A 23,329-nucleotide genomic window follows, 5' to 3' on the forward strand; every position below is an offset into this window, starting at 1 on the left:
CGCGCCGGACTCGTTCAAGGGCTCGCTGACCGCCGCCGAGGTGGCCCGCGCCGACGCGGTGCGGCTCGCCGCACGGGTCCGGCCTGTCGGACGAAACACGTGGCCGTCGACACCGCCGGCGGGCAGGATCGGATCATGACCTCAGCACCCCCCTCGATCACCACGCCGATCACCGCCGACCTGCTGCGCGGCGCGCTCGACCTGGAACGCACCGCCCAGGGAATGCTGCCGCACCGGCTGCCCGCCGGGGCCCGGGCGCGCAACACCGACCCGCAGGTGGCGATGGCGGAGGCGATGCCCTCGGGCGTGCGGCTGGTGTTCCGCACCCGCGCCACAGTCATCGAGCTGGACGTGCTCGCCACCAAGATGGTCTACCAGGGCGCGCCGCCGCGCCCGGACGGCCGCTACGACCTGCTGGTCGACGGGCGGCTCGCCGGGCAGGCGACGGCCGGCGGCGGAAAGGTGCTCGCCATCGACCTGACCACCGGCACCACCACCGTCGAACCGGGCCCGGTCGCCGCGGTCCGCTTCGCCGACCTGCCCGCCGCCGACAAGGAGGTGGAGATCTGGCTGCCGCAGCGGGAGATCACCGAGCTGGTGGCGCTGCGCACCGACGCGCCGGTGGAGACCGTCGGTGACCGCGGGCGGCGGGTGTGGTTGCACCACGGCAGCTCGATCAGCCACGGCTCCGACGCGGAGAGCCCGACCGGCACCTGGCCGGCCGTCGCCGCCGGGCTCGCCGGCGTGGAGCTAATCAACCTCGGGTTCAGCGGCAGCGCGCTGCTCGACCCGTTCACCGCACGGGCGATGCGGGACACCCCGGCCGACCTGATCAGCGTGAAGATCGGCATCAACCTGGTGAACAGCGACGCGATGCGGCTGCGCGCGTTCACCCCGGCGGTGCACGGCTTCCTCGACACGGTGCGCGACGGGCACCCGGACACCCCGCTGCTGGTCGTGTCGTCGATCCTGTGCCCGATCCAGGAGGACACCCCCGGGCCGGGCGCGGCCGACTTCAGCACCGGCACGCTCCAGTTCATCGCCACCGGCGACCCGGCCGAGCAGGCCGCCGGCAAGCTCACCCTGCGGGTCATCCGTGCCGAGCTGGCCCGGATCGTGGCCGCCCGGTCCGCCGAAGACCCGAACCTGCACTACCTGGACGGGCTGCAACTCTACGGCGAGGCAGACTTCGCCGAGCTGCCGTTGCCCGACCAGTTGCACCCCGATCCGGTCGCGGACCGCCGGATCGGCGAGCGGTTCGCCGCGCTGGCGTTCGGCCCGGACGGACCGTTCGCCGCCTGATCCCGGCGCGGGGCAGCGGGTGGGGCGCCGCCGGACCCGCGAGGCGCGGGTCCGGCGGGGTGCTCGGGGTCAGATCCGTCGGCGGCCGTAGGCGCCGGCGGTGATCGCCACGCCGACGGCGGCGAAGACGACCTGGATCAGCAGCTCGATCCAGTCGATGCCGTCGGTGTCGGCCACGTCCAGCGCGCCGGCCACCGCCGTGCCCAGCAGAGCCGCGACCACGCCGATGACCAGGGTGAGCCAGATCGGGATGTTCTGCTTGCCCGGTACGACCAGGCGACCCAGGGCGCCGATGATCAGACCGATGATGATGCCGGAGATGATGCCGCCGACGTGCATGATGGTCGCCCTTCCGCTGGGTGGTTGTCGTCGCCCAGCTGATTGCCCGAGGCAACGAAGAACGAAACCGGGTCGGCCGGACGGTCGCCGGCGGCGCGTGCCGCATCGTCCGCCAGGGCGCCGAGGACGCGCTGCCGCAGAAGCTCGTACTGCCGCCGGCACCGCCGGGGAGCGTCCGGGGGACGTCGCTGCACCTCGGCGCCGACGACAACCTCCCCCCGGTGGAACTGGTCCGCGGTGAGGTCGACCTCGTCGCCGCCGGGCAGCCGGTTCCAGTAGTGCCAACCGACCTTGGCGTCTCCGACGAACACCTCGCCGAGCACCAGTTCACCGCCGAGGAGGTCCTGGACGACGAGCGCGGTGACACCGCACTGGCCACGGGCCGGGTTGCCGGGGTGCCAGGCCGGCAGGTCGTGCGGGTCACAGGTGTCCGCTCCCCAACTCGCCCGCACCATCGGCCGCAGCCGCGCCAGTCCGATCATCGGACGATCTTCTCGGATGCCACTCTCGCCGGACGTCATCCGTGAAGGGTGAGCCCTGCACCGGGTCGAGGGTCAAGGCGACGGCACCGCTCACCGTGATCGGTGACGACACCCGGGACCGGATACGCCCCGGACGGGTCGACGAGCCGACTCAGGGCGCCTCTCGCAACGGCCACACCTCGACCACGCCGTGCGCGACCGCGCACGGCGTGGCCGCCACCAGGGCGATCGCCTCCTCCAGCGACGCGGCCTCGATGACGGCGAACCCGCCAATCGGAAGCGCCGAGGTCAGGAACGCCCCCTCGCGCACCTCGGGGCCCGCGCCGTCGGGGTTGCGCACCTGCGCCGGCGGGCCGGCCACGCCCATCCGCACGCCGGCCGCCCGCAGGCGTTCGTCGTGCGCGTGGGCCGCGTCGCGCACCGCGGGGTCGGTGCGGTCGTAGCCCTCCTGGTCGCCGTACCCGATGGTGATGAACGTCGGCATGGGTCGGTCCTCTCGTCGCGTGCCCGGTCGTCACCTGCCTAGCACGCGCTCGGTCGGCGCGCCGGGCGGGGCGGAGCGGTGGGCCGGGCGGGTCAGGGCGTCGGCACCCAGGCCACCGTGGTCAGGCCGGTCAGGGTGGTGGCCTTCAGACCGGCGTCGGAGACCGTCCACAGCACACCGTCGACCACCAGGGACCGGCGGATCCGCTTGCTCCACTCCGACCCGTCGGTCAGCGACGGCGGATGCGCGATCGTGCCGGCCACGGTGAACCCGTCGGCACCCAACCGCAACGCCAGCACCTCGGCGCCCGGTGCGCCCCGGTCGCCCTCGCCGCCGACGCCGCCGGTGACCACCCCCGGTCGCATCACCGGAAGCACCACCAGCCGCTGCGGCGCCCACCACAGGAACGCGTGCGGGTCGAACTCCGCGTCGGACCAGCCCTGCGCGACGTGGTGCCGGGCGATCCGGGTCGGCCGGGCCGGGTCGGCCACGTCGAACAACGACACCTGCAGGCCCTGGACCCGCCCCTGGTCGGTGGCCTCCTGCCCGACCCCGAGCAGCCGCCCGTCGCCGGCCGGGTGCAGGAACGACGAATAACCGTTGACCTTCAACTCGCCGGTCACCCGGGGCGTGGCCGGATCCCGCAGGTCCACCACGTACAGCGGGTCGGTCTGCCGGAAGGTCACCACGTATCCGGTGGGGCCGAGAAACCGCACCGCGTAGATCCGCTCACCCTTGCCCAGGCCGGTGACCCGGCCGACCTCGGTGAGCGTCGTCCCCTCGGTCCGCAGCACGTGGACGCCGGAGGCGGAGTCGCCGCCGCGACCCCACCGGTCACCCCCCGTGGTGGTGGCCACCCGCAGGTGACCGTCCCACTCGGACAGCGCGTACTGGTTGATCAGCCGGCCCGGCACGGTGCCGGCGGCGACGTAGCGCGGGGTGCCCGCGCCCAGGTCGAACTGGTAGATCTCGGTGGAGTCGTCCGGTCGGCTCGACGGCCGCACGGGCAACCGCCAGCGCTGGTCGTTGGTGAGATAGAGCCGGGAACCGTTGCTGTAGACGGTGTCCCCGTCGGCGGCCACGGTGACCGGGTCGCCCGTGCCGAGGGCGGTCGCGCCGAGGTCGAAGCTGAGCACGGTGACCATCGACGCGCCGGAGAACCCGGCCGGCCGGCTGAGCCGGTCGCAGTCGACCCGCCCGCTGACGGTGCGGCCGTCCTCGCGGACCTCGTAGTGGGGCAACCAGTCGTCGAGCGTGGCCTTGTCGACGACGGCGCGGTTGGCGGCGATGCGCTGCGCGTCCGTGCCCTTCGCCGGTTGCGGGAACGCCATCCGGGGCGCGGACCGGATCACCACCCGGGCGCTCGCGCCGACCTGCCGGGCGTCGACGAGGCGACCGTCGATGCGGTAGTCGCCGATGATCCGGGGCGCCCCGGCCAGGTCGACCAGGACCAGCCGGGCCTGCGCGGCACCCGGCACCGGCCGCTGCTTCGCGTCGGCGGGCCCGGTGCGCGACCGGTCGGGGAGCAGCACCAGCGCCCGGTCGCCGTGCAGCAGCAGGTTTGCCTCATTCCCGTCGTACCACAGCTGTCCGCCCGGCGGGTCGAGCGCCAGCCGGCCGGTCAGCCGGCGGCTCGCCGGGTCCACCACGGACAGCGTGCCCCGGGAGACCGTGACGATCCGCCGGCCGTCGGTCTTCACCAGGTCCGGTTCGTCCACCCCGGCCTCGTGGACCGTGGTGCCGGAGAAGCCGCCAGCGGGCACGCCCGCCGCGTCCTTCACCGCCCCACCGACCGCGCCGGCCCGCTCGGCCGCCGCGTACGGCACGGGCTCGCCGAGGCCCCACGGGCCCACCGCCGCCTTCGCGGCGGCCCTGAGCTGCCGCAGCGCCTCGTCGCACGAGTCGAACGCGACCAGGCGCAACCCGCCGGACGGCGGGTTCCCGCCCCGCTGCGGCGGCGGGGCGGGCGGATGCGCGGTGCAGCCGGCCAGGGTCAACGCGGCGACCGTCGCCCATCCGACGGTCCGGAGTCTGCCACCAGTCATGGCCGGTCAGACGCGGCGGCGCCGGGCGCGGTTCCCCCGCCCGGCGCTCAGCCGCCGGCCATCGCGCCGAGCACGATCAGCGGCTCCTTGCCGGCGACCACCTCGGCGGGCAGCGGCGCGTCCGGAGACTCGTTGGACAGGTCCGTCTCGCAGGCGTAGAAGCGGACGAACGGGCGGCGCTCGCCGCTGCGCCGGTCGCGGATCGTGCCCAGCAGCATCGGGTACGCGGTCTCCAGCGCGTCGAGCACCTCACGCTGGGTGGGTGGCCCGGCCACCTCGACGCGCACCTCGCCGGTGACGTGCGCCAGGTTCTTCAGGTGGGCGGGCAGCACGACCCGGATCACGGCAGCACCTGGACCTCGACGGAGAGCACCGCGGGCAGGTCGCGCACGATCGGCGCCCAGCTGTCGCCACCGTCGGCCGAGTGGTAGACCTGCCCGCCGGTGGTGCCGAAGTAGACCCCGCACTCCTCGTGCGTGTCGACCGCCATCGCGTCGCGCAGCACGTTGACGTAGCAGTGCGACTGCGGCAGCCCGTTGGTCAGCGGCTCCCAGCGCTCGCCGCCGGTGCGGCTGCGGTAGACGCGCAGCTTGCCCTCCGGCGGGTAGTGCAGCGAGTCGCTGGTGATCGGCACCACGTAGATCGTCTCCGGTTCGTGCGCGTGCACCGCGATCGGGAAACCGAAGTCGGTCGGGAGGTCACCGCTGACTTCCCGCCAGTTGGCGCCGGCGTCGTCGGTGCGCATCACGTCCCAGTGCTTCTGCATGAACAGCGTGTCCGGCCGGGAGGGGTGCTGGGCCAAGCGGTGCACGCAGTGGCCGACCTCGGAATCCTGGTCGGGGATCTCCCCCGAGCGCAGGCCCTTGTTGATCGGCAGCCAGCTCGCGCCGCCGTCGTCGCTGCGGAACGCCCCGGCCGCCGAGATCGCCACGTAGATCCGGTCGCGGTGCGCCGGATCGAGGATGATCGTGTGCAGGCACATCCCGCCGGCGCCAGGCTGCCAGCTCGGGCCGGTCGGGTGCTGGCGCAGCGCGGTCAATTCCGACCACTTCTCGCCGCCGTCGGTGGAGCGGTAGAGAGCGGCGTCCTCCCCGCCGGCGTAGACCGTGTCGGGGTCGTGCCGGGACGGCTCGAGGTGCCAGATCCGCTTGAACTCCCACGGCCGGGGCGTGCCGTCGTACCAGAGGTGCTGCCCGACCTCGCCGGTGTAGGCGAAGTCGTTGCCCACCGTCGTCCAGTTCCGGCCGCCGTCGTCGGAGCGCTGGATGAGCTGCCCGAACCAGCCGCCGGACTGGGAGGCGTAGAGCCGGTCCGGCTCGACCGGGGAACCGGTCAGGTGGTAGACCTCCCAGCCGCCGAAGTGCGGCCCGTCGACCGTCCAGTCGGCGCGCCGGGCGTCCGACGTCAGGATGAACGCGCCCTTGCGCGTGCCGACAAGTACTCGTGTTGATGTCACGTCTCATTCTCCGTTCGATCGTTCACCAGGTCCGACCGTGCGCCGCGCGGAAACTCACCGCTGTCGTACTCCCCCGGTACGACAATCGGCGCGCGCGCCGCCGTCGGCAAGGTCGCCGCGCCGGGGAGTCCGGGTTGTCGGTGGGGGCGGTTGGCCTGGGTCGGCGTGCGCTGGCGGATCCGCAAGCGCACGTTCGCGCACGTGTGCACCGTCGACCCCGACCACCAGGCGGCCTATGCGCGGGCCGCGCGGACCGACGAGCCGATCTGCGTGCTGACGTTCCGCTCCCCCGGCGACGAGATCGCCGGCCTGGTCGCCCGCCGGCCCGCCGTTCTCTACGCCGGACTGGGGCGCCGACGTGGTCGGCCTGGCGCTCGACGACGCGACGGACTGGGCCGAGGTCGCCGAGCTGCTGACCGAGAGCTACTGCGTGCTCGCGCCGAAGAAGCTGGCCGCCCGCGTCGACCGGCCGGGGTGAGCCGGGGTCAGCCGAGCTTCTTGCGCAGCGTCTCGAACGCCAGGTCGGGGCGACGGGGCAGGCCGAAACGCTCGTCGCCGTAGGGGAACGGGCTGCGCTTCCCGGTGCGGGCGTAACCGCGCCGCTCGTACCAGGCGATCAGGTCCGCGCGCTGGACGATCACGGTCATCCGCAGCTCGCCGGCGTGCCAGCTCTCCCGGGCGTACCGCTCGGCCTCGGCCAGCAGTTCCCGGCCCAGCCCGCCACCCTGACGCTCCGGGTCGACCGCGAACATGCCGAAGTAGGCGTGGTCGTCGCGGCGCTCCAGTTGGCAGCAGGCGACCAGCCGGCCGTCGCGCTCGGCCACCAGCACCACGCCGGCCGGTCCGGTCACCGCGTCGGCCACCATCTGCGGGTCGGTGCGCTGCCCGTCGAGCAGGTCCGCCTCGTGCGTCCAACCGGCCCGCGCGCGGTCCCCCCGGTAGGCCGACTCGATCAGGTCGACCAGGGCGGGCACGTCGGCGGGTCGGGCGGTACGGAAGGCGGGGCTGGTCATGGTGCGCTCCACGGTCGAGGCGGCATACCGGGCCAGCGTACGCAGGCCGGTCGCGCCGCCGGCACGGGGCGGCCGGGCGTGGCGGGGCGTGGTTGACTGCCCGGCATGGAGGCGACCGTCGGAACGCTCGACCTACCGGCCACGCTCGACCTGCCGGCCGGAGCGGTGCGGGGCGGTCTGGTGGTGCTGCACGGCTCGCACGCCGACCAGCGGTCCTACTTCCTCTACGCACACCTGGCCCGGCTGCTGACCCCGGCCGGCGTCGCGGTGCTGCGCTACGACCGCCGCCCGCGCGTCGACGGTCACGACGTGCCGCTGGCCGATCAGGCGCGCGACGCCGCCGCCGCGGTGACCGAGCTGCGCCGGCACGTCGGCGCGGTACCGGTCGGGCTGTGGGGCTTCAGTCAGGGCGCGTGGGCGGCGGCGGTCACCGCAGCCCGGCACCCGGTCGACTTCCTGATCCTTGTCGGGTGCAGCGGCGTCAGCCCGGCGGCCCAGATGCGCTACGGCACGGCCGAGCAGTTGCGCCGGCACGGCTACGGCCCGGCCGACGTGGCCGCGCTGGCCCGGCTGCGCGAGGTCGCCGAGGGCTTCCTGCGCGGCGACGTGCCCCGCCCGGTCGCGCAGGCGGAGTTGGAGGCCGCGAAGCGGCAGCCGTGGTTCCCGCTGGCGTTCCTGCCCGACGAGTTGCCCGCGGCACCGGGCACCTGGGCGGACATGGACTTCGACCCGGCGCCGATGTTCGCCCGGCTGACCGGCCCGGTGCTGCTCTGCTACGGCGAGACCGACGGGTGGATCCCGATCGAGGAGAGCCTGGCGGTGTGGCGGCGCGCGGCCCGCGACGCCGAGCTGACCGTGAACCGGCTGGCCGGCTGCGACCACGCGCCCACGCTCGACGGACGCGAGGACCTCACCGGCGTCAGCCCGCAGTACGACGCGGTCCTGCTCGACTGGCTCGACCGGCGGCTGCCGCCCGGCCGGTAAACGCGTCGCCGGCGGCCGACCCCGCCGATACGCTGCCGGCCATGACCGCCGCCGAGCTGCCGACCTTCGAGTTCGCCTTTCCCGGGCCGCTGCGCGACCAACTGGTCGCCGCCGTGCTCGACGGGACGAAGACCAGCACCACCGGCCTGCTGCAGGACTACGAGATCGACGGCGAGCCGCTGCCGGAGGTCGGCGCCCGCTTCGCGGTGATCGACTCCGCCGGCCGGCCGGTGGCCGTGATCGAGGTGGTCGAGGTCCGCGTCGCCCGGATCGGTGACGTGGACCTCGACCACGCCCGCGACGAGGGCGAGGGCTACGAGTCGGTCGCCGACTGGCGCGCCGGCCACGAGAACTACTGGCACGGCACTGACTACCGCGGCTGGCTCGGCGACCCGGCGTTCACCATCGACGACGACACGCCGGCCGTGCTGGAGCGGTTCCGGCTCGTCGAGACGCTCTGACCGGCACCGTCAGGAGGCGTCCCGCCGGCGCTCAGACCGCCGTGCCCGGAGGGGACTTCAGCAGCGACGTCGCCTCCGGGAGGTGCCCACCGCGTCCCGCGCGCAGGGCCGCCGCAGCCATTCGGACGAGGTCGATGTTCACCCCGGCCGCGCCGCTCGGGTCGTGCACCGTCAACCGCAGGTCCAGGCTGACCGCCGTCCCGCTCCAGCCCTGTGCCTCGATGTTGACGTGGGCGACCTTCTGCGAGCCCAGGTGCGGCAGATAACCCAGCGGCGCCACCTGCACCTTGTCGGATCCCAGCGCGTTCAGCTTGGACCGGTGCTTCGTGTTCGGCTGCTCCACCAGGTTGCGGAAGTCCTCCGTGCCGGGTCCCGGGCGATCGGGTCGGACGTGGTGTTGACGAAGCCCACCCCGGCCAGGAGCGCCGCCTCGGCGTAGGCGCGTGCGGTGGCCGGCCGGCCGCTCGGCGCGGAGAAGAGCAGGACCTCGGCGCCCGCCAGCGCGTCGGCCACCCGTTGGACCTCCGCCGAGTCGACGAGGCCGCGCTGGACGAGCACACCGGACGGCGCCAGGTCCGCGCCCAGGCGGGGAAAGTTGTTGGGCGGCAGGAAGATCGCCTCGTGCAGATCCCTGCCCACGCGCACCGGCGAGGTCGCGAACGCCGCGACGACCTCGACGTCACCCACGCCCAGCCCCGCGACCTCGGGATGCCGGACCCCGATCAAGCTCCCCGTCCGCCGGTGGAGGTCGATGCCCTGCACCAGCGCCGAGGTGTTGTTCCCGACGCCCACCACACCGACCTTCACACTCCCGATCACGCCCGGAAGGCTACCCGCAGCCCTCCCTCGCCCGCTGTTTCACGGAAAGTGTGGCCATTCCGCGTTCCATGGCCCCTCTTTCCGTGAAACTGTCGAGCTGGCCGTGCGCGGTTCATTCCCCGGCGAGCCAGGCGCGCAGGTCCGTGCCGTGCTCGTCGAGTGCCGGCGGGGGCAGGTCGTAGCGGGGTGGGCTGGCCGACAGGCCGATCGGGTGTCGGACGCCCGGCACCCCGCCGACCGTCACCACCGGGTCGAGCCCGAGCCGCTGCGCCAGCGCCACCCCCTCGGCGACCGAGTTGATCGGGCTGCACGGCACGCCCGCCGCGCGCAGCTCGCGGAACCACTCCGCGCTGCCGCGCCGGGCCAGCGCCGCGACCAGCAGCGGCCGCAGGGCGTCGCGGTGCGCGGTGCGGTCGGCGTTGCCGCGGAACCGGGCGTCGTCCGCCAGCTCCGGGGTCCCGAGGACCTTGCAGAGGGTACGGAACTGGGCGTCGTTGCCGGCGATCACCACGAGTTCCCCGTCGGCGGTGGGCAGCGGCTCGTACGGCACGACGCTCGGGTGGGCGTTGCCCGTACGGTGCGGCGCCACTCCGCCGGCGACGTAGGCGGTGGCGTGGTTGACCAGCCCGGACAGGGCCGAGGAGAGCAGGTCGACGGTGACGTGCTGGCCCCGGCCGGTCCGCCCCCGGTCGTGCAGCGCGGCCAGGATCCCGACCGCCGCGTGCAGCCCGGCGATGACGTCGAAGACGGCCACGCCGGCCTTGTAGGGCGGACCGTCGGCGTCCCCGGTGAGGCTCATCAGCCCGGCGGCGGCCTGCACCATGAGGTCGTAGCCGGGCAGGTCCGCGCCGGCGGCGGCGCCGAAGCCGCTGATCGACGCGTACACCAGGGCCGGGTTGCGGGCGGTGACCGTGTCGTGGTCGAGCGCGAAGCGGCGCAGCGTGCCGGGGCGGAAGTTCTGGATCAGCACGTCGGCCCGGTCGGCCAGCCGGTGGGCCAGGACCAGGTCGTCGGCGTCGGCGAGGTCGAGGACCACCGACCACTTGTTGCGGTTGACCGCGAGATAGTACGTGGAGACGCCGTCGCGCGTCGGCGGTCGCCAGTCGCGGGTGTCGTCGCCGCCCGGCGCCTCCACCTTGACCACGTCCGCGCCGAGGTCGGCCAGGAGCATTGTCGCGTACGGCCCGGCGAGGATCCGGGAGAAGTCGGCGATGAGCATCCCGCGCAACGGTCCCGACATGTTCTCTTGTTCCTTCCGCCGGTTGCGGCGCCCGCACCGGCCGTGACGGCCCCGCCGCCGTCACGGCCGGTGCGGTGTTCGTCGGTGTCGGCGGACTAGGTCGTGTTCGCCCCGGGCACGGCCCAGCGCAGGCCGGCCGGGTCGCGCAGCACCACGCCGCGCGGTGGGCCGCCGGGTTCCAGCGTCGCGCCGGCGGCCAACGCCCGCTGCACGAGCAGCTGCGGATCGGGCGGCGTGAGCGACATCGGGGCGTCGCCGCCCTCCCCGGCCGGGCGGTCGGACCACTCGCTCACCGTCAGCCGGTGGTCGCCGACCACCAGCTCGGCGTGCACGACCCGCCCGTCCAGCAGACATTCCCGCTGCACCGGCACGGCCTCGAAGACCTCCGCGTAGAACGCGGTCACCGTGGCCACGTCGGTCACCGCCAGGTGCGCGTCGTTGCGCAGTTCACCGACGCCCATCGCGTTACCGCCTCTCCCTCACTCCGCGATCCGGGTGCGGCCGGTCCAGCGGAACACCGCGGGCACGCCGTCGAGGACGACCGCGGGATCCCGCTCGAAGTGCTCGTAACCGCCGTAGTACCGCACCTTGATCTTCGACTCCACCATGGACACCCGCTGGTGGCGCAGCTCGGCCGGCAGCATCGCCGGCCCGCCCTCCAGCACCGCCTCGACGACGCCGGCGGCGTCGGCGCTCACCGGGGCCGACGCGGGCCATCCGGTCCGGTCGTCGCCGTTGACGAAGGCATCCGCCGTCCGGACGGCCGGGGCGGGATTGATAGAAGCTGTCATGACACGACCTCCGTCGCTCGTCGTTCAGCCTCGCCATGCGCACGCGACTGCCACACGCATTTGTCGAGCGATCGCCCTCGCATTCCGCGAGGCGGAAGAAATCGCCCTGCACCGGTGGCCGGGGGCGATCTCCTGTGCCATTCGAACGTAATCGGGGTCACAATTGCGAAAAACCCTTAGGCACCCCCTAACGCGAACTGTTCGCCGAGGCCGGGCCGGGCGCGCGACGCTCGGGCGGCAAGGGGCGGGACACGCCGTAGGGGTGGCCGCCCGCGCGACGCCGCCGTTACGGTCTGGTCGCGCGGGGTCGGCGCCGGCCCGACCCGAGAGGGGAAGCCGTGCCGCTGCTGACCTGGCTCGCCGAGTCCACCGACGAGCGTCCGGGCGCGATCCGCGTCGACGACCGGGCACTGTCCTGGACGGAACTGCGCGCGGCGGCCACCGCGGTCGCCGACGACCTGCGGGGCGTACGCCGGGTGGCGGTGTCCGCCACGGCGAGCCTGGAGACCGTCGTCGGTGTGGTCGGCGGGCTGCTCGCCGGGGCGGCGGTGGTGCCGGTGCCGCCGGATGCCGGGCCGGTGGAACGCGACCACATCCTGCGCGACTCCGGCGCCGAGGTGCTGCTCGGCCCGCACGACCCCGACAGCGCCGCCACCCCACCCGCGGTGCCTGTCGACCTGGCCCGGCGTTCGGACACCCGCCACCGGGAGCCGGACCCGGCGACCCCGGCGCTGATCCTCTACACCAGTGGCACCACGGGCGCGCCGAAGGGCGCGGTGCTGTCCCGCCGCGCGGTCGCCGCCTGCCTGGACGGGCTCGCCGACGCCTGGGCCTGGACCCCGGACGACCTGCTGGCGCACGGGCTGCCGCTGTTCCACGTGCACGGGCTCGTGCTCGGTGTGCTCGGCCCGTTGCGCCTCGGCAGCCGGCTGCACCACGTCGGGCGTCCCCGCCCGGAGCGGTACGCGGCGGCGGGCGGCACGCTCTACTTCGGCGTACCCACGATCTGGTCACGGATCGCGGCGGAACCGGCGGCGGCGCGGGAGTTGCGCGGCGCCCGGCTGCTGGTGTCGGGTAGCGCCGCCCTGCCCGAGCCGGTCTTCGCCGCGCTCGCCGAACTGACCGGCCACCGGCCGGTCGAGCGGTACGGGATGACCGAAACCCTGATCACGGTGAGCGCCCGGGCGGACGGGCCGCGACGACCGGGCACGGTCGGCGTGCCGTTGCCCGGCGTGCACACCCGGTTGGTCGACGAGGCCGGCGACCCGTTGCCCGCCGACGGCGCGACAATGGGTGAGCTCCAGGTGCGCGGCGACACGCTGTTCGACGGCTACCTCGACCGGCCGGACGCCGACGCGGCCACCCGCACGGCCGACGGCTGGTTCCGCACCGGCGACGTGGCGACCGTCGGCCCGGACGGCTGGCACCGGATCGTCGGCCGGGCCGCCACCGACCTGATCAAGAGCGGCGGCTACCGGATCGGCGCGGGCGAGGTGGAGGACGCGCTGCTGGCCCACCCGGGGGTGCGGGAGGCCGCCGTCGTCGGCATCCCGCACCCCGACCTGGGCCAGCAGGTCACCGCGTACGTGGTCGGCGACGGGCTGGGCGAGGCCGAGCTGATCGACTTCGTCGCCCGGCAGTTGTCCGTGCACAAGCGGCCCCGGCAGGTGCGGCTGGTCGACGCGCTGCCCCGCAACGCCATGGGCAAGGTGCAGAAGAGCCGGCTGACCGAGTGAGGCGTCAGACGCCGCGGTCCGGCGCGCCCATGTCTCCCGTGGCGGGCGTGCCGTCGGCGAGCCCGTAGCGCAGGTGAACGGTGCCCTTCGGGTTGGCCACCGGCGGTTCGAGGAGGGTGATGTTGGTGGGCACCGCGCCGCCGTCGAACACCTTCTTCCCGACGCCGAGCACGATCGGGTACACCCAGAGGTCGATGCGGTCGAAGAGCTTCTCCCGCAGCAGCGTCTGCACCAGGTCGAGGCTGCCGACGACCTTGATGTCGTCGTGCCGGTCCCGCACCTCGCGCACCGCCGAGGCCAGGTCCGGCCCGAGCTGCGTGGACCCCGGCCAGGACAGGTCGGGCCGACCGCGGGAGGCCACGTACTTCGGGACGCGGTTGAAGAGCGTGGCGATCTCGTTGTCCTCGCCGCTCTCCTGGTGCGGCCAGTAGCCGGCGAAGATGTCGTAGATCCGCCGGCCGAGCAGGAGGGCGTCGGTGCCCTGGTACGCCGCCATGACCTGCGCGCCGGTCACCTCGTCCAGCAGCGCGCCGTGGCGCTGAGGTTGCGGTGAGCGGCGGCGGGAACCCGCACCGTCCGGTACGCCCGAGTTGGCGCTGCCACCGCGACGGGCAGCCCTGGCCGTGCCCGGCGGCGCGGACCGCGCTGCTGCGGGAGTATGACGGGAACATGGTCGGGCTGGCCGTCTATCTGGCCGGGGCGCTGCACGACGCGGTCGGCGACCTCTGCGCGCTCGACCCGCACGACGTGCCGGAGCCGGCTGTGCTGTGGGACCGGTTCCTGGCGTGGCTCGACCGCTCCCGCTACCCGTCCCCGGGTCCCTGACCGGCTGCCGACTGCTGCCGCAGGCGGTCGAGACCGCCCCGGATCAACGCGCCGTAGCCGTCGTCGCCGAGCGCGTCGATTCCGGTTTCCGCGCGCCGCCCGTGCTCGCGGGCCCGGTCGAGATCGGACAGCGTTCACCGGGCCGCGGCGGCCTGGCGGACCAGGCGGCGCGCCTCGTCCGGCGGAACGCCGGTCGCGCGCAGCACGTCGTTCGCGGCGGTCCGAAGCTGCGACACCACGATGGTGCCAGAGAAGCCGATGTCCTGGCGGCACGCCTCACCCGCCTCCCGGACCGCCCGCAACACCCGCTCCCGCGTCGCGAACGGTTCCCGGGCGGCAAGGAACTCCCGGTGCAGCAACCGGATCGCCGCGCTGAAGTGTTCCAGCGCGACCGGCAGGTCGGCCGGCACCGGCTCGTCGTCGCGCAGCGCGGTGCCGACCCGGCGGACCAGCGCGCGGCTGTTGCGGAACGCCCGGTCCAGGTGCTCCGCGCCGCGTCGGTACGCGGCCAACGCGCGCCGCCGCCGCCAGCGCACCGGGGAGAAGCGGACCACCTCGTCGGCCGCGTTGACCACCTCGTCGATGCGGGTCAACTCAGGCTCGGCGGCACGCATCCGGGTCAGCACCTCGTCCGCGGCGCGCGCGTCGCCCCGGGCCAGCGCCTCCGCCGAGGCGGTCATCTCCCGGGCGAACGTGTCCAGCGCCGGGTCGGCGATCCGGCGGACCGTGCGCAGCGGGTTGAGCGGGGCGAGCACCAGCACCACAAGCAGACCGACCACGCCCCCGACGAGCGCGTTGACCGTCCGCGGCAGTTCCAGGTCCGGCGAGGCCGGGGTGAGCGTGGCGACCAGCACTGCCGTACCGCCGGCCTGGGTGACCAGCGCGCCGGTGCCGCGGACCAGCACCGCGGCGCTGACCGCCAGGAACACGATCACGCCGGTCTGCCACGGGCCGGTGCCGAACAGGCGGATGAGCGCGTCGCCGACGACGATGCCGAGGACCACGCCGATGATCAGTTCGACGGTGCGCCGGGTTCGGTTGCCGAGCGCCGCGGCGATCACACCGACGGCGGCGGCGGGCGCGAACGTCGGGTCCGGGTTGCCGAACACCTCGCGCGCGATCAGCCAGGACAACGCCGCGGCCAGGCCCGCCTGGACCGCCACGATGAGGTACGTGCGCAGCCGCTCCCGACTGGCCCGTACCGCCTCGCGCACCCGGTCGCCGGCTTCCCGCATGCGCCGGGATACCCGCCGCCGTGCGGTCGAACCTCAACCGGGGTAGGCCATCGTGCCGGTCAGCGCCACCACACCGGGCAGCCGGAGAAACTGCACCACCACCGGCACCGGTGAGCGCAGCACGCAGCCGTACGGACGGTCCAGCCGCACCGCCTCCGGGTCGATGAGGTCGTTGACCCGCACGTGCCGGACCCGGCGGGCGCCGACGAGGATCCGGTACGGCCCGACCGGCTCGGCGTCCTCGTAGTAGAAGTCGAGCGTCAACGCGGCGTCGGCGGCGGCGGTGGCGAGCCGGCCGTCGTCGGAGAGCACCCCGGCGAGCCGGTCCAGCCCGAGCAGGATCCCGTCGGTGCGCACCAGCGGGCTGGACGAGTGCCCCGAGCCGACCGGACGGATCGGGACGCCGAGGTCCCGGGCCCGTCGCACCAGCGCGCACACCTCGCTCTCGTCGGCGGGTTCGGCCCACTGCGCCGGCGTGAAGGAGAGGCCGGACCAGTTCACGAAGGCACGTGTCACCCGGCCCCTCCCCCGGTGCGTCGGTCCGGCCCGCTTACCCGCGACCACCGGCGGTAGTCACCGGCGTGCGCCGACGTGACCGGCACCCCGCCGGGAACCATGCGGGAAGTCGGGACGACTATCCCTACATGGCGTGTGAGCAGTGGCGGGAGATCCTGTCGGCCCAGCTGGACGGTGAGGCGTCGCGGGCGGAGACCGAGGCGGCCGAGGCGCACCTGAGCGGCTGCGCCGGGTGCCGGGGCTGGTTCGACTCGGCCGCGGCGGTGACCCGGCGGGCCCGTACCCAACTCGCCCCGAGGGTGCCCGACCTGGTGGCGTCCGTGCTGGCCGCCGCCCCGCCGCCACGCCCGAGCCGGCGCCAGCGGCTGGCATGGGGGCTGCGCACGGCGCTCGGCCTGCTCGGCGCGGTGCAACTGGTGCTCGGCCTGGCGCAGATCGGCCGGGAGGCGGTGGTCCCGCACGCGCACGTCTCCGGTCAGCACCTGTGGCACGAGTCGGCGGCGTGGAACGTCGCGGTCGGTGCCGGCTTCCTCTACGTCGCGCTGCGCCGGTCCACCCCGTCCGGCCTGCTGCCGATGCTCAGCGCGTTCGTCGCCACGCTGGTGCTGCTGTCGGTGAACGACCTCATCACCGGGCAGGTGGCGGTCACCCGCCTGGTCAGCCACGGCTTCCTGCTGGTCGGCTGGGCGGTGATGCTGCTGCTGTCGCGCCCCGGCTGGCGTTTCGGCGACACCCCGCCCGGCCAGCGCCGGTCGTCCGGCTCGCGCTGGGCGCTGCGCGTCGAGGAGCCGGCCCCGCCGGCGCCGCTGCGGCTGGTGCCGCCCGGCCCGTACCCCGCACAGGCCCGCGACAGCCACGCGGCCTGACGCCCGCCCGCGCGGCCGGCGACCCGGGCGGACGGAGGCGGGTTCAGCGGGCCCGGCGGTCCCGGGTGTCGCCGACCCAGGCGGCGACCAGGTCCTCGCGGGCACGGGCCACCCGCGACCGGATGGTGCCGACCGGGCAGCCGCACACCTCGGCGGCCTCGGCGTAGGACAGTCCGAGCACCTGGGTGGTGACGAACGCCTCCCGCCGGTCCGGGGCGAGCCCGGCGATGAGCCCGCGCAGCGCGACACCCTCGTCGCCGCCCGCGGTGACCGCACCGGCCGCCTCGGCGGCGGTCTGCCAGTCCGGCAGCGCGGCCACCCGGGGGCGGACGGTCGCGGCCCGCACGTGGTCCACCGCCACCCGGCGGGCGATGGTGAAGATCCACGTCCGGGCGGAGGACCGGCCGGCGAACCCGGGCAGGCTGCGCAGCGCGCGCAGGAACGTCTCCTGGGCGAGGTCGTCGGCCTCGGCGGGCCCGGCCAGGTGGGCGAGGAACCGCCAGACCGGGCCCTGGAGCGCCCGGACGAACGCGGCGGCGGCCAGCCGGTCGCCCCGCCCGGCGGCGTGTGCCCACCGGGTCACCTGCTCGTCGTCGGCGTCCACACTCATCCGCGGCCCGCCCGCCGATCCGACACGCTCATGCCGGACGGTACGGATGCGGGCGTCGCTCGGTTCATCCCTGGCGTCCTCTCCGTCACCGCTGCCGCCGGGCCGGCGACCGGTGATCCCGAGGTTGGTCGGACGGTGGGCGGAAAAAGTTCCCGGCCGGTCAGTCGCCCACGGCGACCGTGACCGGACCGACCCGCAGGACGCCGTCGGTGAGCGGCTCGCACCGCACGCCGGACCGGCGGCGCATCGCCTTCCAGGTGCCGGGCGCGACCACCACGTCGAGCCACGCGCAGGGCGGCGCCGCCCGGTGCACCCGCAGGCTGACCGGACCGTCGCCGGAGTCGAGGGTGAGCACCCGACCGACCAGCTCGTCGACCGCGATTCCACTGGTCAGCACGTTGCGGCGGAGCTGGGTGAGGTCGGCGCCGACGGGCAGCGACTCCTGCGCGATCAGGGTGACGCTGGCCGTGCGGTGTGCCGGCCGGCCGAAGTAACGGTCGCCGACGACGCCCAGCCCGGCCCGCAGGCGCACCTGCTCGACCAGTTCGCCGGGCGGTGCCGGTGCGGGGCCGTCCGCCGGGCGGCCGACGTAGCGGTGCACCGGTGAGGCCAGCAACTGGACGATGCGCGGCATGGTCACGAGTCTAGGCGTGGGGCATAACGGCACCAAAGCGGATGATAGCCATGCTCACGTGTCCGCGTCCTGGTGGCCGGCGTTGTACCGGGTGTGACGGCGAGACGACCCGGCCCGGTCGGTTCCCACCCGGCGCGGCGGCTGGCCTGGGCACGGCGCGAGAACGAACGGCGGCGTCGGGCGTACGAGACGGCGGCGCGCGACTGGCGCCGCCACGCGGACCACCTCGACCGGCTGCGGATCGAGGCGTACGGCTTCCACGGCTGCCCGCTGCCCGGCACGCCGCTGCCGGTGCCGCTCGACGACGGCGAGGTCGTCTACCGGATCCTGCCCGTCGTCGAGCTGGTGACGGCCACCGCCCGGCACGTGGCCGGGCTGCCGCCACCCGACCGGACATTGCTCGGCCGGCTCGACCCGGGCGACGGTCCACTGCCGGCCGGGCTGCGCGTGGTCGACGCCGGCGCCGCGCTGGTCACCGACCGCCGGGTGGCCTTCGCCGGTGCCGACGGCCGCCACGACTGGGCCCTGCATGATCTGCTGGGGCCCGGGCACCATCCCGACCGTCCGGTGACGCTGCTGCACCGCGCCGACGGCGCACCGCCGTCCGGGCTGCGGATGCCGGCGCCCGGCCTGGCCAACGCCCGCTTCTATCTGACGCTCGCCCACGCCGACGCGACCGGGGCGCGGGCCGCGGTCGCGGCGGACGTCGAGGCGATGTGTGCACTCCACCGGGCCGCCCGACCACGACCACCCCGCCCGCTCGGCCCGAGCGACGCCCCGCCCGAAAGGATGCCGGCGCGGCGACTGGTGGCGGCCGGTGTCGCGATGGCAGCCGTGCTGCTCGGCGTGACCTCCGCCGGCACCTGGCCGGCCACCGCCGGGCCGAACCAGCCGGCAGCACGTTCCGCCGCACCCGCGCCGGCCGACGACGGCCCGGTGGGCACGGGCTCGGCCCCGGTCACGCCGACGACGCCGGCCGTGACCCCGATCGGCACGCGGGCGTCCGGCGATTCCCGGTCGGTCCGGGGCACGCCCCGACCACACCGCCCGCCCGACCGCACCTCGCCGGGCCCGAGGCTCGCGCCGGCGGCCCACCCAAGGCCGCCGATCGCGCCGGCGGTCCGGGAACGGCCGCGGGCCCCGACCGCGCCGCCGGTCACACCGACCGGGCCGGCCCCTGGCACCGGTCAGCTTCCGCCGCCGCCCGCCGCACCCAGCCCGACCGCCGCACCCAGCCCGCCGGTCGACCCCGACCCGACCGGCGGCGCGGGGCCGACCGGCAGCGCGGACCCGGGCGGAGCCGGCACGCGGTCGTGACGCGATCCGCGCCCGGGTGCGCACCGGCCGCCACGGTCAGGAGGGCTGTGGGCTGAGCAGGTAGTCACCGTCGTCGGCGCTCCAGCGCAACTCCACCGCGCCGTCGGTGGCAGCCGCCTTGCAGAACTGCAGGAAGCTGCGGTAGCCGAGCTTCTTCTCGCTGAAGTCCGGCCGGGCGCGCCGCAGCTGGTCCTTCAGGCCGGACAGCGCCACCGCGCCGCCATCTCCGGCAAGGTCCACCACCACGGAGCGGAGCAGCCCGAACGCCACCTCCCGGTCACCCCGCTCGGGCAGCGACACCTCCGGGTCGCCCTTCGCCGGGCCGGCGGCCAACTCCACCACGTTCGACGCGGCCAGGTGTCGCAGCAACTCGCCGAAGGTGCGGAAACCGTAGTCGGACTCGCTGAACGTCGGGTCCTTGCGGAGCAGGGCACGCTTCAGGCCGGACGCGGTCACCTCACCGCTGGAGCTGCCCTGCATGCCGGCCACGGTCTGCACGAGCAGGACGGCGAGGGTGTCGACGTCGCGCGGCGGTTCCTCCTCGGCCGGTGCGGCCTCCACCGGCGGCTCGGGCGCCGGCCCCACCGGTGCCGGACCGGTCGCGCGGGCCGGTCGGGTGCGCCGGGCCGCGGGCGGCGGCACGTCCACCCCCTCGAGGCGGTCGTAGTAGAGGAACTCGTCGCAGGCCGGCGGCAGCAGCGCCGAGGTCGACTTCTCCACCCCGACGCCGATCACCCGCTTGTTGAGCTCGCGCAGCTTGTGCACGAGCGGGGTGAAGTCGCTGTCGCCGGTGCAGATCACGAACGTCGAGATGTAGCCCCGCTCGAACGCCAACTCGACCGCGTCCACCGCCATCTTGATGTCGGCCGCGTTCTTGCGCGAGAACCCCATCCGCTGCGGGATCTCGATCAGCTCCACGTGCGACCGGGTGAGCATCCGCCGGTCCTCGTCGAAGTACGACCAGTCCGCGTACGCCCGGCGCACGACCACCCGGCCGCGCTCGGCGAGGGCGTCGGCGATCGGACGGAAGTCGAACGGCCGACCGCCGTGATGGTCGCGTACCCCCAGCGCCAGGTTCTCGTAGTCGAGGAACAGCGCGATCCGGTCTTCCTGATCCACGCGGGTCAGCCTAGCCGGACCGGACCGTCGCCCCGCTCACCGCCGCCCGTCGTCGCGGAAGACGGTCTCCCGGCGGGCCACCCGCTGCACGGCGTAGCTGGCCACCAGGAGCAGTAGGGCCAGCACCACCTCGACTCCGGCGACCGCGCCGTCGGCGACGGTGAGGCCGAGCAGCAGCAGGATCAGCCCGACCACGGCCAGCAGGCCCGCCGCCAACAGGCGCCTGCGCCGCCGCGCCGATCGGTCCTCGCCGCCTGCGCTCACACCGCCCGCCTCTCGCCGCTCCCTGCGTCGAGCCTAGGCGCTGCCCGGCCCGCCGGTGGCCGATACCGGCCCGGCGGCCCGGGAACGCCGTGGGATCGACGGTCGGCGGTCGACCCCACGGGTCGGGCCGGAGTCAGTGCACCGGCACCGGCACCGGACGCTGCTCCTCACCCGGCTCGCCGTCGAGCAGGTGCGACGGTTCGCGCCGGCGGGGCAGGAACGCCGCCGGGATGAAGGTGAGCAGCACCAGGCCGAACGCCACCCAGAATGTGGTGGCGAAGGAGTTGGCCGCGAAGTCGAGGCCGCGCTCGATCAGCGACGGCGGCACCGGGACCTGCTGGGCCAGCTCCGGCTGCTGCCGCACGGCGATGGCGAGTTGGGCCTCGGTGAGCGGAGTGCCGCTGCCCGGGTCGGTCACGCCGGGAATCGGCCGCGAGCCGTTCAGCTCGCTGGTCAGGATCACCGACATCACCGCCGCGCCGACCGACCCGCCGATCTGTTGGAGGATGTTGACCAGGGTCGAGCCCCGGGCCACCTCCGCGGCCTGCAACGTCTTCAGCGCCGACGTCATGATCGGCATCATGGTGCCGCCCATGCCCAGGCCCATCACGAACAGCGAGCCGCACAGCAGCAGGTAGGACGTGTCGGTGCCGAGCTGGGTGAAGGTGAAGAACCCGGCCGCGATGAGCACCAGCGCGAACGGCACCGTGCGGCCGACCGGCACCCGGTCGGCGAGCATCCCGGCGATCGGCATGGTGAGCATCGCGCCGATGCCCTGCGGCGCCATCAGCAGGCCGGCGGTCAGGGTCGTCTCGCCCCGGACCTGGAGGAAGTAGCTCGGGAACAGCAGACCCGCGCCCATGAAGGCGATGATGAAGACGAACAAGGTCACCGACGCGAGGGTGAGGTTGCGGTTGCGGAACAGGCGCAGGTCGAGCAGCGGGTGCCGGGGCCGGAACGAGTAGCGGACGAACGCCACCACGAGCGCCGCGCCGACCGCCATCGGCAGCCAGACCGCGGTGTCGGTGACCGTGCCGGCCTCCGGCAGCGAGGAGACGCCGTAGAGGAACAGCGCCAGGCCCGGCGAAAGCATCAGCATGCCGAGGAAGTCGAACGACTCGGACGGCTCGGGCGCGTCCTTCGGCAGCGCCAGCTGGGCGTAGATCAGCGCGACCACGCCGATCGGCAGGTTGATCAGAAAGATCCAGTGCCAGCTCGCGGTGTCGATCAGCCAGCCGCCGAGGATCGGGCCGCCGATCGGGCCGAGCAGCATCGGGATGCCGAGCACGGCCATCAGCCGGCCGATGCGGTGCGGACCGGCGGCCCGGGTCAGGATGGTCATGCCGAGCGGCATCAGCATGCCGCCGCCGAGGCCCTGGACCACCCGCCAGGCGATCAGCTCGCCGATCGAGTCGGCGGTGGCGCACAGCCCGGAGCCGATGGTGAACAGCGCCAACGCCACCATGTAGAGGCGTTTGGTGCCGAACCGGTCCGCCGCCCAACCGCTGAGCGGGATCACCGTGGCCAGGGCGAGGGTGTAACCGGTCATGGTCCAGGCGACCCGCGCGTACGAGGCGTCGAACTCGCTCTGGAACGTCGGGATGGCCACGCTCACCACGGTCACGTCGAGGATCGACATGATCGCGCCGAGCACGACGACGCCGGCCACCTTGAGCACCGCGGCGTCGAGTTTGTTCGATGTCGCGACGGGTTGCTGGGTCACAGACAGTCTCCTGCTTCCGGTCCGGTCCGAGAGGTGGCGGCGCCACGCGCATGCTGGGCGCGCGGGGGGACGTGCGGTGGGCCGACGTCCGGCGAAAGCCTAGTCACGGCCTGCGACATCGCGCGGCCGGTTTTGCCGAGAGGCGAACGCCCCGGGCACGCGGTGACGAGCCGGCTCGGCCCGAACGGAACCCCGTGCCGGCACCGGTCCGGCGACCCCCCGGTGGAAAACACCGATGCGACCCGATTCGCCGGCCACCGGGGGACCGCCGCAACCGGTCCGGGCCGCAACCGCGCGAGCGTCGGCGTGACGAACGTCATGCCGGCCGGTCTCGACCACCCGTCCCGGTTGGGCACGGGTTCGCCGCCCCGGGCACGAGTCGTGCGATCCCCGGTGGACACCCACCGTCCAGGGTCGGCGCAGCCCTCGTCAGGGCGGCGGCCCGCCCAGCTTCGCCATCAGCGCCACCTCTGCCGTGCGCGAGCGGTCGATCCGGATGGCGAGGTCGCGTATCCGCTCGCTGGTTCCGGCGGTGACCTGGGCATGGGCCAGGGCGGCGGCGGTGCGCTGGTGGTCGGTGAGCACGTCGAGCAGCACCGCGTCGACGTCGGCGGCCGGGGCGGCCCGCAGCCGGGCCAGCCCGGCGGCGGCCCAGCTGTGTCCCGTGTGGTCGTGCCGCGCGGCGGCGGCGACCGCGGACGGACCCGCCTCGCTCAGCCAGCGGCGCATGGTGGCCAGCTCGTCGGTCTCGGTGGCCCGGATGGCGGCGATCAGCGTCCGGATCTGAGGGTCGGTGACCCGGTCGAGGCCGACGCCGACGATCTCCAACGTCTGCGCGGTGTGCGCGACCATCATCGCCAGGAAGAGCGCGTCGATCCCACTGGTGGCCGCCGCACCGGCCGACGCCGACCGCCCCTCCCCCGCCCCCGCACTTCCACCCCCACCCCCGCACCCCCCAAGGCCAAGCACGAGAACCACCAGAACCGCCACCCCCACCTCGGTCGCTGATTCACGGAAAGAGTGCTTGTTCCGCATGACATGGCCACTCTTTCCGTGAATCAGCGCCAA

28 protein-coding genes are annotated in these 23,329 nt (G+C 74.4%); 8 read left to right on the top strand and 20 right to left on the bottom strand.

The window, feature by feature from the left end:
* Positions 1–135: 135 nt before the first annotated feature.
* Entirely contained in the window at positions 136–1,302 is a 1,167-nt protein-coding gene (locus tag AB0H28_RS10255) for an SGNH/GDSL hydrolase family protein (RefSeq protein ID WP_358036692.1), read from the top strand.
* 69 nt (positions 1,303–1,371) lie between these two features.
* On the opposite strand, the gene AB0H28_RS10260 is transcribed toward AB0H28_RS10255, so the two are convergent.
* Entirely contained in the window at positions 1,372–1,641 is a 270-nt protein-coding gene (locus tag AB0H28_RS10260; RefSeq protein ID WP_358036694.1) for a GlsB/YeaQ/YmgE family stress response membrane protein, read from the bottom strand.
* A gap of 20 nt (positions 1,642–1,661) precedes the next feature.
* Between AB0H28_RS10260 and AB0H28_RS10265 the strand changes: the two genes are divergently transcribed.
* Positions 1,662–2,168 (top strand): hypothetical protein, encoded by a 507-nt coding sequence (locus tag AB0H28_RS10265; protein ID WP_358036696.1) that lies wholly within the window; start codon positions 1,662–1,664, stop codon positions 2,166–2,168.
* A 106-nt stretch (positions 2,169–2,274) separates the two neighbouring features.
* On the opposite strand, the gene AB0H28_RS10270 is transcribed toward AB0H28_RS10265, so the two are convergent.
* From AB0H28_RS10270 to AB0H28_RS10290, 5 genes are all read right to left on the bottom strand, one after another.
* A complete protein-coding gene (locus tag AB0H28_RS10270; RefSeq protein ID WP_358036698.1) occupies positions 2,275–2,607 on the bottom strand; it encodes a YciI family protein in 333 nt (110 codons plus the stop codon).
* Positions 2,608–2,699: 92 nt separating this feature from the next.
* Complete coding sequence (locus tag AB0H28_RS10275; RefSeq protein ID WP_358036700.1) at positions 2,700–4,652, bottom strand: beta-propeller domain-containing protein; 1,953 nt, start codon at positions 4,650–4,652, stop codon at positions 2,700–2,702.
* Between the two features lie 47 nt (positions 4,653–4,699).
* Positions 4,700–4,996 carry a MoaD/ThiS family protein gene (locus AB0H28_RS10280; RefSeq protein WP_358036702.1) on the bottom strand — a complete coding sequence of 99 codons (297 nt, stop codon included), beginning with the start codon at positions 4,994–4,996 and terminating at the stop codon, positions 4,700–4,702.
* Positions 4,993–6,108, bottom strand: coding sequence for a sialidase family protein (locus tag AB0H28_RS10285; RefSeq protein ID WP_358036704.1), 1,116 nt, complete (start codon positions 6,106–6,108; stop codon positions 4,993–4,995). The genes AB0H28_RS10280 and AB0H28_RS10285 overlap by 4 nt, the downstream gene beginning before the upstream one ends.
* Positions 6,109–6,593: 485 nt before the next feature.
* Positions 6,594–7,121, bottom strand: a complete 528-nt coding sequence (locus AB0H28_RS10290; RefSeq protein WP_358036706.1) for a GNAT family N-acetyltransferase — start codon at positions 7,119–7,121, stop codon at positions 6,594–6,596.
* A 105-nt stretch (positions 7,122–7,226) separates the two neighbouring features.
* On the opposite strand from AB0H28_RS10290, the gene AB0H28_RS10295 reads away from it, so the two are divergent.
* Positions 7,227–8,105 carry an alpha/beta hydrolase gene (locus tag AB0H28_RS10295; RefSeq protein ID WP_358036708.1) on the top strand — a complete coding sequence of 293 codons (879 nt, stop codon included), beginning with the start codon at positions 7,227–7,229 and terminating at the stop codon, positions 8,103–8,105.
* A gap of 41 nt (positions 8,106–8,146) precedes the next feature.
* Positions 8,147–8,566 (top strand): ASCH domain-containing protein, encoded by a 420-nt coding sequence (locus tag AB0H28_RS10300; RefSeq protein ID WP_358036710.1) that lies wholly within the window; start codon positions 8,147–8,149, stop codon positions 8,564–8,566.
* A gap of 31 nt (positions 8,567–8,597) precedes the next feature.
* Here the strand turns inward: AB0H28_RS10300 and AB0H28_RS10305 are convergent, their stop codons facing one another.
* The 5 genes from AB0H28_RS10305 to AB0H28_RS10325 form a co-directional block, all read right to left on the bottom strand.
* Complete coding sequence (locus AB0H28_RS10305) at positions 8,598–8,909, bottom strand: hypothetical protein (RefSeq protein WP_358036712.1); 312 nt, start codon at positions 8,907–8,909, stop codon at positions 8,598–8,600.
* Positions 8,873–9,385, bottom strand: coding sequence for a hypothetical protein (locus AB0H28_RS10310; RefSeq protein WP_358036714.1), 513 nt, complete (start codon positions 9,383–9,385; stop codon positions 8,873–8,875). The genes AB0H28_RS10305 and AB0H28_RS10310 overlap by 37 nt, the downstream gene beginning before the upstream one ends.
* A 112-nt stretch (positions 9,386–9,497) precedes the next feature.
* Positions 9,498–10,625 carry a CoA transferase gene (locus tag AB0H28_RS10315; protein ID WP_358036716.1) on the bottom strand — a complete coding sequence of 376 codons (1,128 nt, stop codon included), beginning with the start codon at positions 10,623–10,625 and terminating at the stop codon, positions 9,498–9,500.
* Positions 10,626–10,720: 95 nt separating this feature from the next.
* On the bottom strand, positions 10,721–11,086 hold the full coding sequence (locus AB0H28_RS10320; RefSeq protein ID WP_358036718.1) for a VOC family protein: 366 nt from the start codon (positions 11,084–11,086) through the stop codon (positions 10,721–10,723).
* Positions 11,087–11,104: 18 nt separating this feature from the next.
* Complete coding sequence (locus AB0H28_RS10325; RefSeq protein ID WP_358036719.1) at positions 11,105–11,416, bottom strand: DUF5988 family protein; 312 nt, start codon at positions 11,414–11,416, stop codon at positions 11,105–11,107.
* Between the two features lie 338 nt (positions 11,417–11,754).
* Between AB0H28_RS10325 and AB0H28_RS10330 the strand changes: the two genes are divergently transcribed.
* On the top strand, positions 11,755–13,152 hold the full coding sequence (locus AB0H28_RS10330) for an acyl-CoA synthetase (protein WP_358036721.1): 1,398 nt from the start codon (positions 11,755–11,757) through the stop codon (positions 13,150–13,152).
* A gap of 4 nt (positions 13,153–13,156) precedes the next feature.
* Here the strand turns inward: AB0H28_RS10330 and AB0H28_RS10335 are convergent, their stop codons facing one another.
* On the bottom strand, positions 13,157–13,666 hold the full coding sequence (locus AB0H28_RS10335; RefSeq protein ID WP_358036723.1) for a dihydrofolate reductase family protein: 510 nt from the start codon (positions 13,664–13,666) through the stop codon (positions 13,157–13,159).
* Between the two features lie 35 nt (positions 13,667–13,701).
* Here AB0H28_RS10335 and AB0H28_RS10340 point away from each other — a divergent pair, with 35 nt between their 5' ends.
* Positions 13,702–13,977 carry a hypothetical protein gene (locus AB0H28_RS10340; RefSeq protein WP_358036725.1) on the top strand — a complete coding sequence of 92 codons (276 nt, stop codon included), beginning with the start codon at positions 13,702–13,704 and terminating at the stop codon, positions 13,975–13,977.
* A gap of 134 nt (positions 13,978–14,111) precedes the next feature.
* Here the strand turns inward: AB0H28_RS10340 and AB0H28_RS10345 are convergent, their stop codons facing one another.
* Both AB0H28_RS10345 and AB0H28_RS10350 read right to left on the bottom strand, forming a co-directional pair.
* A complete protein-coding gene (locus AB0H28_RS10345) occupies positions 14,112–15,212 on the bottom strand; it encodes an FUSC family protein (protein ID WP_358036727.1) in 1,101 nt (366 codons plus the stop codon).
* A gap of 33 nt (positions 15,213–15,245) precedes the next feature.
* Positions 15,246–15,728, bottom strand: coding sequence for a sensory rhodopsin transducer (locus AB0H28_RS10350; protein ID WP_358036729.1), 483 nt, complete (start codon positions 15,726–15,728; stop codon positions 15,246–15,248).
* Positions 15,729–15,856: 128 nt separating this feature from the next.
* Here AB0H28_RS10350 and AB0H28_RS10355 point away from each other — a divergent pair, with 128 nt between their 5' ends.
* Positions 15,857–16,594 carry a zf-HC2 domain-containing protein gene (locus tag AB0H28_RS10355; RefSeq protein ID WP_358036731.1) on the top strand — a complete coding sequence of 246 codons (738 nt, stop codon included), beginning with the start codon at positions 15,857–15,859 and terminating at the stop codon, positions 16,592–16,594.
* Between the two features lie 43 nt (positions 16,595–16,637).
* Here the strand turns inward: AB0H28_RS10355 and AB0H28_RS10360 are convergent, their stop codons facing one another.
* Together AB0H28_RS10360 and AB0H28_RS10365 are read right to left on the bottom strand one after the other, a co-directional pair.
* The gene (locus AB0H28_RS10360; protein WP_358036733.1) at positions 16,638–17,204 is read right to left on the bottom strand and encodes a sigma-70 family RNA polymerase sigma factor; all 567 of its coding nucleotides are present in this window, start codon (positions 17,202–17,204) and stop codon (positions 16,638–16,640) included.
* Between the two features lie 160 nt (positions 17,205–17,364).
* A complete protein-coding gene (locus AB0H28_RS10365) occupies positions 17,365–17,838 on the bottom strand; it encodes a molybdenum cofactor biosysynthesis protein (RefSeq protein ID WP_358036734.1) in 474 nt (157 codons plus the stop codon).
* 93 nt (positions 17,839–17,931) lie between these two features.
* On the opposite strand from AB0H28_RS10365, the gene AB0H28_RS10370 reads away from it, so the two are divergent.
* On the top strand, positions 17,932–19,155 hold the full coding sequence (locus AB0H28_RS10370; protein ID WP_358036736.1) for a hypothetical protein: 1,224 nt from the start codon (positions 17,932–17,934) through the stop codon (positions 19,153–19,155).
* A 36-nt stretch (positions 19,156–19,191) separates the two neighbouring features.
* On the opposite strand, the gene AB0H28_RS10375 is transcribed toward AB0H28_RS10370, so the two are convergent.
* The 4 genes from AB0H28_RS10375 to AB0H28_RS10390 all read right to left on the bottom strand — a co-directional run bounded on the left by AB0H28_RS10375 (position 19,192) and on the right by AB0H28_RS10390 (position 23,296).
* On the bottom strand, positions 19,192–20,274 hold the full coding sequence (locus AB0H28_RS10375) for a PIN domain-containing protein (protein WP_358036738.1): 1,083 nt from the start codon (positions 20,272–20,274) through the stop codon (positions 19,192–19,194).
* A gap of 36 nt (positions 20,275–20,310) precedes the next feature.
* Positions 20,311–20,538, bottom strand: a complete 228-nt coding sequence (locus AB0H28_RS10380) for a hypothetical protein (RefSeq protein ID WP_358036740.1) — start codon at positions 20,536–20,538, stop codon at positions 20,311–20,313.
* Between the two features lie 133 nt (positions 20,539–20,671).
* Positions 20,672–22,261, bottom strand: coding sequence for a DHA2 family efflux MFS transporter permease subunit (locus AB0H28_RS10385; protein ID WP_358036742.1), 1,590 nt, complete (start codon positions 22,259–22,261; stop codon positions 20,672–20,674).
* 429 nt (positions 22,262–22,690) lie between these two features.
* Positions 22,691–23,296 (bottom strand): DUF305 domain-containing protein, encoded by a 606-nt coding sequence (locus tag AB0H28_RS10390; protein ID WP_358036744.1) that lies wholly within the window; start codon positions 23,294–23,296, stop codon positions 22,691–22,693.
* Positions 23,297–23,329 lie beyond the last annotated feature (33 nt).

The organism is Micromonospora sp. NPDC050980, assembly GCF_040653835.1.
Taxonomy (GTDB): domain Bacteria; phylum Actinomycetota; class Actinomycetes; order Mycobacteriales; family Micromonosporaceae; genus Micromonospora.

Excerpts from the sequence above, each read along its gene's own strand:
- AB0H28_RS10295 (WP_358036708.1), top strand. The coding sequence starts at position 7,227 with ATGGAGGCGACCGTCGGAACGCTCGACCTACCGGCCACGCTCGACCTG.
- AB0H28_RS10270 (WP_358036698.1), bottom strand. The coding sequence starts at position 2,607 with ATGCCGACGTTCATCACCATCGGGTACGGCGACCAGGAGGGCTACGAC.
- AB0H28_RS10275 (WP_358036700.1), bottom strand. The coding sequence starts at position 4,652 with ATGACTGGTGGCAGACTCCGGACCGTCGGATGGGCGACGGTCGCCGCG.
- AB0H28_RS10260 (WP_358036694.1), bottom strand. The coding sequence starts at position 1,641 with ATGCACGTCGGCGGCATCATCTCCGGCATCATCATCGGTCTGATCATC.
- AB0H28_RS10325 (WP_358036719.1), bottom strand. The coding sequence starts at position 11,416 with ATGACAGCTTCTATCAATCCCGCCCCGGCCGTCCGGACGGCGGATGCC.
- AB0H28_RS10320 (WP_358036718.1), bottom strand. The coding sequence starts at position 11,086 with ATGGGCGTCGGTGAACTGCGCAACGACGCGCACCTGGCGGTGACCGAC.
- AB0H28_RS10390 (WP_358036744.1), bottom strand. The coding sequence starts at position 23,296 with ATGCGGAACAAGCACTCTTTCCGTGAATCAGCGACCGAGGTGGGGGTG.
- AB0H28_RS10300 (WP_358036710.1), top strand. The coding sequence starts at position 8,147 with ATGACCGCCGCCGAGCTGCCGACCTTCGAGTTCGCCTTTCCCGGGCCG.
- AB0H28_RS10365 (WP_358036734.1), bottom strand. The coding sequence starts at position 17,838 with ATGCCGCGCATCGTCCAGTTGCTGGCCTCACCGGTGCACCGCTACGTC.
- AB0H28_RS10345 (WP_358036727.1), bottom strand. The coding sequence starts at position 15,212 with ATGCGGGAAGCCGGCGACCGGGTGCGCGAGGCGGTACGGGCCAGTCGG.
- AB0H28_RS10360 (WP_358036733.1), bottom strand. The coding sequence starts at position 17,204 with ATGAGTGTGGACGCCGACGACGAGCAGGTGACCCGGTGGGCACACGCC.
- AB0H28_RS10355 (WP_358036731.1), top strand. The coding sequence starts at position 15,857 with ATGGCGTGTGAGCAGTGGCGGGAGATCCTGTCGGCCCAGCTGGACGGT.
- AB0H28_RS10290 (WP_358036706.1), bottom strand. The coding sequence starts at position 7,121 with ATGACCAGCCCCGCCTTCCGTACCGCCCGACCCGCCGACGTGCCCGCC.
- AB0H28_RS10315 (WP_358036716.1), bottom strand. The coding sequence starts at position 10,625 with ATGTCGGGACCGTTGCGCGGGATGCTCATCGCCGACTTCTCCCGGATC.
- AB0H28_RS10255 (WP_358036692.1), top strand. The coding sequence starts at position 136 with ATGACCTCAGCACCCCCCTCGATCACCACGCCGATCACCGCCGACCTG.